The 2523-nt window shown below is 69.5% G+C and carries 1 protein-coding gene; it reads right to left on the minus strand.

The window, feature by feature from the left end; genetic code table 11:
• Positions 1-2510: ATP-dependent DNA helicase (locus WAW17_RS11315; RefSeq protein ID WP_422333074.1), on the minus strand; the 2510-nt coding region annotated here is incomplete at its 3' end.
• Positions 2511-2523 lie beyond the last annotated feature (13 nt).

Here is a 2523-nt window from a genome sequence, read left to right on the forward strand (position 1 = left end):
GTGTTGAATGGTGCGCGGTCATTGCGGTCCTCCGGTCGGTCACCGGCTACAGAGGTGGTGTCGGTGATGCCGTAGGTGTCGCGGTAAGAATGGATTTCGGCCGCAGTGCGGTCCCAGTGCGCGGCGAGCTCAGCCTTGGCGGGCCGGGGTCCGAGGTGTTCGGTGAACGCGAATCCGCCACCGAGGACAGTTGGCTCGCCGGCCGGGATCTGCTCGGCTTCGGCCGCGATCCGCCGGACCACCGCGGTGTGCTCGGCGGCGATGCCTGTGTATTGCTCGCGCAACTGGGTCGCGAGGTCCGGGTCGACCTGGTGTGCGTCGATATCGGGCGAGTGGACCCACCGCGGGGCGTTCGGGTCGACAGGTTCGTGGCCGGTCGGGGCGATGTCGTCGAGGGCCGCGAGGATACCCGGCGCCAGCGACGCCGGATGGGTTGAGGCGGTGATCTGCTCGCACAGCGAGGTCAGGTCGTAGCCGCCGAGTGCGGTGAGTTGACGCATTCGGCCGGCGACTTCCAGCCACCGAGGATCTTCTTCGGAGCGGTCTGCCACCGCGGCCGCGATCGCGAAGTGCTCGCGCAGCACTTCCTGGTGTTCGGCGAGCCAGGTGCGGTCGACGTCGCGGGCCGCGGCCTCGAGTGCGGGTGCCATGTCTCGGGTCAGGCTCAGCACTGTGACAGTCTCTCCGCGGGCGTCGAGCTGACGGGCGTGCCAGGCCAGGACGTCGGCGGGTGCAAGGCCGGCGAGCGCGGCCTTGCGGAGTTGTCGGCCGAGCCGCTGGGCGCCGGCTTGGGTTGCCAACTGTCGTGCCGTCTCGGGGTCGAGCACGGCTGCCGCCGGCCGCCGGACACGGTCGACGTCGAGCTGCGCCTGGGTCTTGTTGTACTGGCGGATCTTGGCTCCGATGTCATTCTCGTCCTGTTCGGCGGCGGGGCGGGCCTGGGTGTAGAGATCGGCGACGGTGCGGGCGTAGCCGTCGAGTTCCTTGTCGGTGTGCGGGGTCCGGGCCGGCAACGGGGGAAGTGCCGGGGCTGCCGGGGTGCCGCTCGTCGTGGCCTTGGTGATGCGGCTGTTCACGACGGCGGCGGCGTCGCGGGCGGTGTGCAATTCTCCGGCGGCGAGGGCGTCGTTGAGGACTCGGGTGGCGCTGTCGCCGCGGTCGTGGATCTCGGCGAGTGTCGCGAGCAACACGGCGAGGCTGCCGGGGTGTGCCGTTTCCATTGTCGCGAGCATCGTGGCCGGGAGTGCCCGGTCGAGGAGGTGGTCGAGCCACCGGTCACGGAGCCGGGTTTGGGCGGCGAGGTATGCCTCGTGGAGCCGTTCGGGACTATTCGCGTGCCCTGTGGCGGCACGGATTTCGGCGATGGCCGCCTTGTGGCCGTTGTCGGCCGCGAGGATCCGGCACAGCACGTCGTGCGCCTGTGGGGTCTGGTGTTCGCCGAGGTGCATGCCCTCGGTGTCCTGGGTGACGCCGGGCTCGGTGGGCACGTACAGGTGGTTCCCGGTGCGCCCCCGAGTGAGCGCGACGTAGAGGCCGGCACGGTTGGTGGGGCCGGACGGGACGGTGTGGGAGGTGTCGACGGTGATGCCCTGGCTGCGGTGCACGGTGGCGGCGTAGCCGAGCTCGGTGTCGCGGCGCACGTACTTCGCGGGCAGCACGATCGTGCCGTGATGGGTCTTGCTGCGCACCGTCAGTGAGCCGTCGGGGCTGACGGCGGCGACGGTCCACAGGTCGCCGTTGCGGACGAACATGTTCCGCCGCCGGCCGCCCAATGTCCGCAGGGTCCGGTCGTTGCGGCGGGTCAGTACGGTGTCGCCGACACCGGCGGTGAGCTCATCGGACAGCTCGGTGGTGTGGGCTTCGTCGGCGATTCCACGGCCACGTTGGTGGGCCTGCACGGCGAGGTTAACCTCGCGGACATCGTCTCCGGTGGAGAGCATCACGATGGATGCGAGACCGGCGTCGGTGTCGGCGATGTAGGCGGCTGCGGCCTGGTTTTTCATCTCGGCGGCGGTGCCGCTGTGGATCCAGCCGCGGTCGTCGAACAGGTCCAGGCTTTCCGGGTTCCCGGCGCGGACTTGCAACGAGTTTTCGGCCTGTTCGAGGTCGTCGCCGAACCGGACCACGTCGGTGAGTTCGGGTGCTCTGGTCTCTTCGGCGAGCAGCCTCAGGGCGCCACCGGTTTCGACGGCGTCGAGCTGGGCGGGGTCACCGAGCAGGCGGACGATCACCCCTTTTGCACGGGCGATGTCGGTGATTGCAGCGAGGTCCTTAGTGGAGGCGAGGGACGCCTCGTCGACCAGAAGCATGGTGCCCGGGGTGATCTCGATCGAGGACGGGAGGCTACCGGCCTGGTCGCCGATGACGCCGCGCCAGGGGTAGGTCAGGGTGGCAAGGGTGTGGGCTTGCACCCCGATCTCCTCACCCAGAGTTTCGGCTGCAACGGCGGACGGGGCGAGCGCAATGACCTGGTGGCCGAGCTTCTGCCAGGTGTCGGCGACGGCCTTCATGGAGGTGGTCTTG

Source organism: Rhodococcus sp. (in: high G+C Gram-positive bacteria), assembly GCF_049286785.1.
Lineage (GTDB): Bacteria > Actinomycetota > Actinomycetes > Mycobacteriales > Mycobacteriaceae > Rhodococcus_F.